Origin of the sequence: Lactiplantibacillus herbarum, from assembly GCF_001039045.1 — a bacterium.
Lineage (GTDB): Bacteria > Bacillota > Bacilli > Lactobacillales > Lactobacillaceae > Lactiplantibacillus > Lactiplantibacillus herbarum.
The window spans coordinates 10,345-20,314 of record NZ_LFEE01000033.1 but is presented as its reverse complement, the minus strand read 5'-3'; the positions used below and the strand labels follow the sequence as shown (position 1 = coordinate 20,314).

Here is a 9,970-nt window from a genome sequence, read left to right as displayed (position 1 = left end):
TCCGGTAGGCGGGTAAGTCCGCATGGATAGCGTCACGTAAGTAGTTAGCTATCCTTAATAGTCGATATTCAAAGGGTTTTGGTTTAGTCACAAGAACCTTATTTAATTAAGGCGCTTTCAAAGATTCTTCCTTGACAGATTTCTAGGAGTCCGTTACACTTAGTCCAATTAAACAAGCACCTTTAAATTAGTCCTGTGAGGCTAACAAGGGGAACGGTTATTTTAGGGTCTCCCACGCTTTTCGCAGGAAAACGGGTAGGCCTTTTTTTGTACCCAGGGTGAAATCATCGAAATCGAAATGGAGCTGACGAAGTAATGGCACGAGAAGTTGTTGATGCAATGACCATCCGCCGCGCACTAACGCGGATCACTTATGAAATCATCGAACAGAATAAGGGTGTCGGTAACCTAGTGTTTATCGGTATTAAGACGCGTGGAATTTACTTGGCACAACGTTTAGCTCAGCGGTTAAAACAGTTAGAGGGCGTTGACGTGCCAGTTGGTTCATTAGATATTACCTTATACCGTGATGATCACCATGCCGTTGATGTGGCGGGGCAAGCTAAGGTTAACGGTACGGATATTCCTGTGGATATCAGTGGCAAACACGTCATTTTAGTTGATGACGTGCTCTTCACTGGTCGGACTGTCCGGGCAGCATTAGATGCCCTGATGGACCAAGGACGTCCCGCCAAGATTTCATTGGCCGTCTTAGTTGACCGTGGACATCGTGAGTTGCCAATCCGTCCAGATTTTATTGGTAAGAACATCCCGACCGCTTTGGATGAACAGGTCAGTGTGGCGTTGGAAGAATACGACGGCCACGAGGGGATCAGTATTGAAAAATTAGAAGAATAATGTAATTGAATAAAACCATTTAATTGTTTCCAGAGAGGAACGAAACGGTTTGGTCATGCGTGGCCACTCGGAGTCTAGCCTCTTTGCAAACATTTTTGCGGGAGCTAGACTTTTTTTATACCAAAGGAGACGGCAATAGTCATGAAAATCAGTAATAACTTAGTTAGTGTTGACCAGTTCAATAATCAAGATGTGATGGCGTTTATCAAACTCGCACAGGCATTCAAAAATGGAAAAACGGTGCAATTGAACAAACAAGCATTTGCAATGAACCTATTCTTTGAACATAGCACGCGGACACATACTAGCTTTGAAGTTGCAGAACGGCGCTTAGGTCTTGACGTGATTCCGTTCGATCCAACCACTAGTTCAGTGACTAAGGGCGAAAGCTTACTCGATACGCTTAAAACAGTTCAAGCAATCGGAGTTAACTTAGCAGTGATTCGGCATCCACATGATCAATATTACCTCCCCTTAGTAGATGCAAACTTATCATTGAGTTTGATTAACGCTGGGGATGGTAGCGGTCAACACCCCTCACAGTCATTACTGGATATGCTGACAATCTATGAAGAATTCGGTCACTTCGACGGTTTGAAGATTGCCATTGTCGGGGACCTGGCTCATTCACGAGTTGCCCGCTCCAACATGGAATTACTCACACAATTAGGTGCTCAAGTTTACTTTGGTGGTCCGGAAGAATGGTACAATAGTGATTTTGCTCAATATGGTGAACACCGCTCAATCGATGACTTGGTTGGTGAGATGGACGTCATGATGTTGCTCCGAGTTCAACATGAACGCTTAGCACAGGCTAGTGATCAGCAGTTTGATACGGCGGCTTACCATCAACAATACGGACTGACTGAAGAGCGAGCAGCTAAAATGCCTAAGCACGCAATTATCATGCATCCAGCTCCGGTCAATCGTGGCGTTGAACTCGCCAGTGACTTAGTTGAAGCACCGCAATCGCGAATCTTCCAACAGATGACGAACGGTGTCTATATTCGAATGGCAATGATTGCTAACGTCTTGGTACATCAAGGGTTACTCACAGCTGAACAATTGGAGGCATAACCATGACAACGTTAATTAAGAATGCACAAATCTGGCAACAGGATCGGTTACAAACCAATGATATTTTAATTGAGGATGGCCGCATCAAGGCGATTGGTCACCAATTACATGAGCAGTTTGGCCCAGCCGAACACGTTATCTGTGCGGACGGCCACTTCGTTAGTCCCGGGTTAGTCGACGTGCATGTGCACTTACGCGACCCTGGTCAAACGGCTAAGGAAACCCTTGCTACTGGGACGTTAGCAGCCGCTCACGGTGGCTTTACCACGATCGGTGCGATGCCGAACGTTGATCCCGTGCCAGATACACCAGCTAAGGTTGCCAAAATGGTTGCTCGCAATCAGCAAGAAGGGCACGTTCACGTCGCTCAATACGCTAGCATTACGGAACAACGAACGAGTGAAACCTTAGTTGACTTTGAGGGCATCAAACAAGCGGGCGCCTTTGCAGTCAGCAATGACGGTTCCGGCGTGCAAACGGCGGGAACGATGTTACAAGCGATGCAGGGGGCAGCTAAAGTTGGCTTGCCACTAGCAGCGCACGTTGAAGATGATTCACTCTACCATCACGGTGTCATGAATGCCGGACCAGTCGCAGATCGCTTAGGCTTACCCGGCATCAACAATGTTTCAGAAGCGGCCCAAGTTGCGCGCGACGTGATGTTAGCTGAAGCTAGTGGTGTGCACTACCACGTTTGTCACGTTTCAACTGCTGAAAGTTTACGCGTCATTCGGGACGCTAAACGTGCGGGCATCAACGTGACCTGCGAGGTATCACCACACCATCTGTTGTTGAGCGATGAAGACATCACGATGGATAATCCGATGTTGAAGATGAATCCACCATTACGTTCACCTAAGGACCGAGCTGCTATGGTTGCCGGACTCTTAGATGGCACGATCGACATGGTTGCGACTGACCATGCGCCTCACACGGATGCTGAAAAAGCAGGTAGCATGAAGACGGCGTCGTTTGGGATTACTGGAATTGAAACAGCCTTTGCGGTCATGTATACGACGTTTGTTAAGTCTCATTTACTGACACTAGGTCGCCTGATCGAACTGATGAGTACGCGTCCAGCCCAATTATTTGGTTTAACGGATGCTGGTCAATTAGCGGTCGGTGCACCAGCAGATTTAGCTATTATTGATTTAGATCATGAATATGAAATTCAAGCAGCCCAAATGTTATCAAAAGGGCATAATTCACCATTTATTGGACGCCACGTGTATGGGGATGTTCTGATGACGCTGGTTGACGGTCAGAAGGCATACGGAAAGGACCAACAAGCATGAAACGTTACTTAGTACTCGAAGATGGCACCATTTATCCCGGTACGGGATTTGGGGCGGAAACCGCAACGGTCGGTGAACTGGTATTTAGTACTGGGATGAGCGGCTATCAAGAATCGATCACTGATCAATCCTATAACGGTGAAATCTTGATGTTTACTTACCCGTTGATCGGTAATTACGGCATCAATCGGGATGATCACGAATCGATTAAACCTACCTGCAAGGGTGTGGTTGTTCACGAAGTTGCCCGCCGAGCTAGCAATTGGCGCAACGAACTCTCGTTAGATGATTACTTAAAACAAAATGATATTCCCGGTATTGCGGATATTGATACTCGGGCAGTCACAAAGCATATTCGGACGAAGGGTGCCATGAAAGCAACCATCGTGGATAACGTCTTACCAGACACGGTCGAACGCTTAAAAGTAACTGAATTGAACCGGGCCGTCGTTGCTCAGAGTTCAACGCATAATGCCTATCCGAACCCCGCAACTGGTCCTAACGTGGTCGTGGTTGATTTCGGTCTCAAACACTCGATCTTACGTGAATTGGCTAAACGTCAGTGTAACTTAACGGTATTACCTTACAATACAACGGCCAGTGAAATTCTAGCGCTGAATCCAGATGGCGTGATGCTAACTAACGGCCCTGGTGATCCTAAGGATGTGCCAGAAGCCTTGACGATGATTCGCGAAGTTGAAAAACACGTGCCATTATTCGGTATCTGTCTCGGACACCAATTATTCGCACTCGCAAATGGGGCTGACACTTTCAAGATGAAGTTTGGTCACCGTGGCTTTAACCATCCGGTACGTGAAATTGCGACCGGTCGGATCGACTTCACCTCACAAAACCACGGTTATGCGGTTTCACGTGAATCATTAGAAGATACACGATTAATGATGACTCACGAAGAAATCAACGATAGCACGGTGGAAGGGTTACGTCTCCGAGACTATGCAGCCTTTTCAGTCCAATTTCATCCAGACGCTGCGCCTGGTCCCCACGATGCGGATCACATTTTTGATGAATTTATTGATTTGATGGCGACGAACCCAGTAAACCGGAAAGGAAGTACATTTAATGCCTAAACGGACGGATATTCATAAGATCTTAGTGATCGGTTCTGGCCCCATCATTATTGGTCAGGCGGCCGAATTCGATTACTCTGGGACCCAAGCGTGCTTAGCACTTAAGGAACTGGATTACGAAGTTGTGTTGGTTAACTCCAATCCGGCTACGATTATGACCGATAAAGAAATTGCAGATCAAGTTTACTTGGAACCCATCACGCTAGAATTTGTTTCGCAAATTCTGCGCAAGGAACGTCCCGATGCAATCCTGCCAACACTTGGTGGTCAACAAGGGTTGAACATGGCAATGGAACTTTCTAAGTCGGGCATTCTGGACGAGTTACGCATTGAATTACTCGGAACGAAACTCAGCGCGATCGATCAAGCTGAAGACCGCGAACAGTTTAAAGATTTAATGGAAGAATTGGGCGAACCCGTGCCTGCTTCTGGAATCGCGCGGACGGTTGAAGAAGCTCTCGATTTTGCTGAAGAAGCAGGTTATCCCGTTATTGTCCGGCCAGCTTTCACCATGGGTGGTACCGGTGGTGGGATTGCTGACAACAAGCAACAACTCCACGACATTACTGAAAATGGGCTGTCTTTATCACCCGTAACTCAGGTTTTGATCGAACAGAGTATTGCCGGTTACAAAGAAATTGAATTTGAAGTAATGCGGGATGCAGCTGATAACGCCATGGTCGTCTGCAACATGGAAAACTTTGATCCAGTCGGAATTCATACCGGGGATTCAATCGTATATGCGCCCGTCCAAACCTTAGCGGATCGTGAAGTTCAGATGCTTCGCGATGCCTCACTGAAGATTATTCGGGCCTTGAAAATCGAAGGGGGCTGCAACGTTCAGTTGGCCCTCGATCCTGATAGTTTTAACTACTATATTATCGAAGTTAACCCACGGGTCAGCCGTTCTTCAGCCTTAGCCTCAAAGGCAACCGGTTATCCGATTGCTAAGATGGCAGCGAAAATCGCGGTTGGTCTACATTTGGATGAAATTAAGAACCCCGTTACGGGAACGACTTACGCCGAATTTGAACCAGCGCTGGACTACGTGGTCTGCAAAATTCCACGCTGGCCATTCGACAAGTTCACCCACGCTGATCGCCGTTTAGGGACCCAGATGAAAGCCACTGGGGAAGTTATGGCAATCGGTCGTAATATTGAAGAAGCGACGTTGAAGGCCGTTCGTTCACTTGAAATCGGCGTTCACCATGCCGAAGAACCAGCCTTAAAGACCGTCGACGATGACGAACTCAGCGATAAAATGATTCACGCTCAGGACGACCGGTTATTCTACCTGACCGAAGCGATTCGCCGCGGCTATCCAATCGAAGAACTAGCTGAATTAACTAAGATCAACATCTTCTTCTTGGATAAGCTCTTGCACATTATTGAAATCGAACGGGACTTACAAGCCAATGTTGATGATCTGGATACCTTAGCCATTGCCAAGCGTAATGGATTTGCGGATCAGACGGTCGCTGATTACTGGCACGAAACGACTGATGAAGTCCGTCAATTCCGGATTGCCCACCAGTTAACGCCTGTTTATAAGATGGTCGATACTTGTGCGGGGGAATTTGCCTCAGAAACTCCTTACTACTACGGCACCTACGAGTATGAAAATGAAAGTGTCGTTACGAAACGGCCATCTGTCTTAGTACTAGGTTCTGGTCCAATCCGAATCGGTCAGGGGGTCGAATTCGACTACGCCACCGTTCATTCCGTTAAGGCGATTCAAAAGGCCGGTTACGAAGCCATTATCATGAACAGTAATCCTGAAACGGTTTCAACCGACTTCTCAGTTTCTGACAAACTCTATTTTGAACCACTGACGATTGAAGACGTTCTGAACGTTGTTGAGATGGAAAAACCACTCGGCGTTATCGTCCAATTCGGTGGTCAAACGGCGATCAACTTAGCTAAACCACTAGAAGATCACGGGATTAAGATCTTAGGAACTAGCGTGGCTGATGTGAACCGAGCTGAAGATCGTGACGAGTTCGATAAAGTTATTAAATCATTGCAGATTCCACAACCAGCCGGTGATACGGCGAGCGACGAAGCAACCGCCTTAGCAATTGCTGATCGACTTGGCTATCCCGTCTTAGTACGGCCTAGCTACGTTCTCGGTGGACGGGCGATGGAAATCGTCAAACGTAAGGCTGACCTTGATTACTACATGCACAATGCGGTTCAAGTTTCACACGATCATCCCGTACTAGTAGACAGTTACTTAGTCGGTAAGGAATGTGAAGTTGATGCCATCTGTGACGGTGAGACGGTCTTGATTCCAGGAATCATGGAACATATCGAACGGGCCGGGGTTCACTCTGGTGATTCGATGGCGGTCTACCCACCACAATCATTATCAGCGGCGGTTCAAAAACAGATTGTGACGTATACGGAACAGTTAGCGATCGCCTTGAAGTGTGTCGGTATGATGAACATCCAGTTTGTGATTCACGAAGACCAAGTTTACGTGATTGAAGTTAACCCACGGGCTAGCCGGACGGTACCGTTCTTGAGTAAGGTTACCGACATTCCAATGGCGCAAGTCGCAACACGTGCCATTCTTGGGCAGTCCTTAGTTGAACAAGGTTATCAGACTGGTTTAGTCACACCTGGTCCACTAGTTCACGTTAAGGCGCCGGTCTTCTCATTCTCCAAACTGAACCGAGTTGATAGTTTGCTCGGACCAGAAATGAAGTCGACTGGGGAAGTTATGGGTAGCGATGTGACGATGGCAAAGGCTTTATACAAAGCCTTTGAAGCAGCTAAATTGCACGTGCCAGATCATGGGAACGTCTTGATTACGGTTCGTGACGACGATAAACCAGAAGCTGTTAAGTTAGCACGCCGGTTCCACGCACTCGGTTACCAGTTATTGGCAACGCGTGGGACAGCCACGACCTTAGAACAAGCTGGTTTACCAGTAGATGTCGTCGACAAGATTGATAGCGGTGAACACGACTTAATCCATCAGATGGAAGCCGGTAAAGTTCAAGTGGTCATCAACACGGTTTCAGATGAGGAACATGCGGCTGACGACGGTACTTTGATTCGGAATACCTCGATCATGCACAATATTCCATTATTTACAGCACTTGATACGGTCGACGCAATCTTACGGGTCCGCGAATCACAATCATTTGTCACTCAAGCCTTATAAAAAGTGCAGCACTTAGGACGAGTTTCGACGAGTAGCAGATTAGGTTAAAACAGGAGGAATTATCATGGGACGGTTAACAGTAGATTTAGCTGGGGTAACGTTACAAACCCCAGTCATGCCCGCCAGTGGTACGGCAGCGTATGGTCAACAGATGGCGCAACAGTTAGATTTAGGTGCGTTAGGCGGCTTAGTTATCAAGTCAACGACCGCTGAACCTAAAGTGGGTAATGCGCGACCAACCACGGCGGTAACGACGGCTGGATGGCTAAATGCGATTGGACTCAAAAATCCGGGCATCGACAACGTGTTAGCTGAAAAGCTACCTTGGTTAGCGACCAATTATCCAGAACTACCGATTATTGGTAGTGTGGCGGGAGCTAGTTTTGACGAATACGTGACGGTAGCCCGTAAGATGGCCAGCGCACCCAATGTCAAATTACTGGAAGTTAACATCTCATGCCCAAATGTTGACCACGGTGGTTTAGCCTTCGGAACTGATCCAGAGACGGTGACGGAACTGACTCGCCAAATTGTAGCGGCAGTCGACAAGCCTGTCTTCATGAAATTAACGCCTAACGTGACTGACATCGTGCCGATTGCCAAAGCTGCTGAAGCTGGCGGTGCGGCTGGTTTGACGATGATCAATACGTTGACTGGAATGGGGATCGACCTTGCCACTCGGAAACCAATCTTGGCACACGGAACAGGTGGTTTGTCTGGTAAGGCCATCCATCCATTAGCTGTACGGATGATTCACGAGGTTCGTCAACAGACGGCCTTACCAATCATCGGTGTCGGTGGGGTCTTCACACCGGAAGACGTCCTTGAATTTTACCTTGCTGGTGCTAACGCGGTTCAAGTTGGCGCGGCAACTTACGGTCAACCAACTGCTTGTACCGATATTATCAACGGCTTACCCGCAACAATGGATAAGTACGGTATTGAAAGCTTGCAATCACTGATTACCGAGGTGCAGGGATGAGTAGTAGACCAGTAATTATTGCGCTGGATTTTCCAACGGCGGAAAAGGCATTAGCATTCTTAGACCAGTTTTCAGCTGAACTACACGTTACCGTTAAGATTGGCATGGAATTATTCTATGCGGCCGGTCCCGCAATCGTAAAAGCGATTCAAGACCGTGGTCACGACGTTTTCCTAGATTTGAAACTACACGATATTCCAAATACGGTTGAAGCCGGGATGCGGGTGATTGGCCGACTCGGCGTCACTTACACGACGGTTCACGCGGCTGGCGGTCACGTCATGCTAGCGGCTGCTAAACGCGGTTTGTTGGCTGGCGCTGCTGAAGAAGGATTAGCGGCACCTAAGTTACTGGCAATTACGCAGTTAACGTCAACGAGTCAAGAAATTCTGAATGAAGACCAACAGATTGCTGGGACGGTGCAAGCTAGCGTGGTTCACTACGCGCAACTTGCGCAACAGAGCGATTGCGATGGGGTGATCTGTTCAGCACAAGAAATTAGTGCGATTCACGTGGCGGTTGGCGATGATTTTCTTGGCATTACGCCAGGGATTCGGCCAGCTAGCGCGCAGGCAGATGATCAGCAACGCGTGATGACACCCGCCGCGGCTGCCAAAGCGGGCAGTAACGGCCTAGTGGTTGGCCGACCAATTACACAGGCTGACGATCCAGTAGAGGCTTACCAACGAATAATGACAGAATGGAGAGTTTAAAGTATGACTGAAATTGCAGCGACGATTGCACAGGATTTATTATCAATTCAGGCGGTGACGTTACGTCCTAACGAACCATTTACGTGGGCGAGTGGGATTCATAGCCCCATCTATACCGATAACCGGTTGACGATCTCATACCCACAAGTGCGGCAACGAATTGCACAGGGTATCGCTGACATTATCAAAGCACAGTATCCAGATACTGAAGTGATTGCCGGAGTAGCCACGGCTGGGATTCCTCATGCTGCGTGGGTTGCTCAGATTTTGGACTTACCACTGATCTACGTTCGTTCAAAACCCAAGGATCACGGTGCTGGTCGTCAGATTGAAGGCGTCTTAAAAGCGGGTGCTAAGGTCGTCATGCTGGATGACCTGATTTCAACGGGCGGTAGTGTCTTACAAGCAGCCAAAGCAGTACAGGCTGAAGGCGGCGATATTCAAGCAGTTGGGTCAATCTTTAGCTACGGCTTGGATGCCGCAACCACTAACTTTGCAGCGGCTGAATTACCACTATTCAGCTTGACTAACTACACCACGTTGATCAAAGTAGCGCGTGATAAAGCTTATATCGACGATGATGAATTGGCTTCATTGCATACTTGGCGTCAGGATCCACAACACTGGGGTGCGAATCATTAAATAGAGTATTTAATAAAAGTTTGGGTTGAAAAACTCAAGCTTTTTTATTTTGATGTTTGTTTTCTGAACAAGTAGGAATTGTGCTATTTATGATGTCATATGTACGGCCTTTCCCGCCTACCGGGGCAGTCTGACAACGCTGG

Annotated in this window: 8 protein-coding genes; all 8 read left to right on the top strand. The window is 47.7% G+C overall.

The window, feature by feature from the left end:
- Positions 1-315: 315 nt before the first annotated feature.
- Positions 316-858, top strand: a complete 543-nt coding sequence (gene pyrR, locus ACG95_RS09965; RefSeq protein ID WP_048000362.1) for a bifunctional pyr operon transcriptional regulator/uracil phosphoribosyltransferase PyrR — start codon at positions 316-318, stop codon at positions 856-858.
- Positions 859-999: 141 nt separating this feature from the next.
- Positions 1,000-1,935: an aspartate carbamoyltransferase catalytic subunit gene (locus tag ACG95_RS09960; RefSeq protein WP_048000361.1), complete on the top strand. Its 936-nt coding sequence runs from the start codon at positions 1,000-1,002 to the stop codon at positions 1,933-1,935.
- A gap of 2 nt (positions 1,936-1,937) precedes the next feature.
- Complete coding sequence (locus ACG95_RS09955) at positions 1,938-3,230, top strand: dihydroorotase (protein WP_048000360.1); 1,293 nt, start codon at positions 1,938-1,940, stop codon at positions 3,228-3,230.
- The gene (locus ACG95_RS09950; RefSeq protein WP_048000359.1) at positions 3,227-4,321 is read left to right on the top strand and encodes a carbamoyl phosphate synthase small subunit; all 1,095 of its coding nucleotides are present in this window, start codon (positions 3,227-3,229) and stop codon (positions 4,319-4,321) included. Before ACG95_RS09955 ends, ACG95_RS09950 begins: the two co-directional genes overlap by 4 nt.
- Complete coding sequence (carB, locus tag ACG95_RS09945; protein ID WP_048000358.1) at positions 4,314-7,490, top strand: carbamoyl-phosphate synthase large subunit; 3,177 nt, start codon at positions 4,314-4,316, stop codon at positions 7,488-7,490. The genes ACG95_RS09950 and carB overlap by 8 nt, the downstream gene beginning before the upstream one ends.
- 64 nt (positions 7,491-7,554) lie before the next feature.
- Positions 7,555-8,472, top strand: a complete 918-nt coding sequence (locus ACG95_RS09940; protein WP_048000357.1) for a dihydroorotate dehydrogenase — start codon at positions 7,555-7,557, stop codon at positions 8,470-8,472.
- Positions 8,469-9,185, top strand: a complete 717-nt coding sequence (gene pyrF, locus ACG95_RS09935; RefSeq protein WP_048000356.1) for an orotidine-5'-phosphate decarboxylase — start codon at positions 8,469-8,471, stop codon at positions 9,183-9,185. Before ACG95_RS09940 ends, pyrF begins: the two co-directional genes overlap by 4 nt.
- A 3-nt stretch (positions 9,186-9,188) precedes the next feature.
- Entirely contained in the window at positions 9,189-9,827 is a 639-nt protein-coding gene (gene pyrE / locus ACG95_RS09930) for an orotate phosphoribosyltransferase (RefSeq protein ID WP_048000355.1), read from the top strand.
- Positions 9,828-9,970 lie beyond the last annotated feature (143 nt).